This is a genomic window from Virgibacillus sp. 7505 (assembly GCF_002272135.1).
In the GTDB taxonomy this organism is placed as follows: domain Bacteria; phylum Bacillota; class Bacilli; order Bacillales; family Amphibacillaceae; genus Terribacillus.
This window is the reverse complement of record NZ_NPBF01000112.1, coordinates 1-322: the sequence shown is the minus strand read 5'-3', so window position 1 is coordinate 322 and position 322 is coordinate 1. Positions and strand designations below refer to the sequence as shown.

The window sequence follows — 322 nt, the reverse complement described above, 5'->3', positions numbered from 1 at the left end:
CCTCACCTTCCCATGTCTCTGGGCATCATGTGCCGACATTCCTTCGTTCGGTCTAGTCATACGGCAGAGGCTGGCAAAGCTCCTATAGGGACTCGTGGTCGGATGGATGGTATCAGGCCGGCTTCTCCGTGTCACCCGTTTGTTGGACCGTTGAATGCTTGATCAGGTAGCTTGGAATCGCATCACATCTGCGAGTAGCTTGGACCCATTAAATGGCTCCCGTTTGACGACGAGCGCATATAGGACTTTTAACAACTTTCCACACAGAACGACCAACGATTGCTTCTTTCGAAGCGGATTCAGGGGTCGGCTAGTGTAGTGT

1 pseudogene is annotated in these 322 nt (G+C 52.2%); it reads right to left on the bottom strand.

Annotation, left to right across the window (positions count from 1 at the left end):
• Positions 1-162: 162 nt before the first annotated feature.
• A pseudogene (locus tag CHH91_RS21610) lies at positions 163-322 on the bottom strand (IS110 family RNA-guided transposase); the annotation flags it as partial.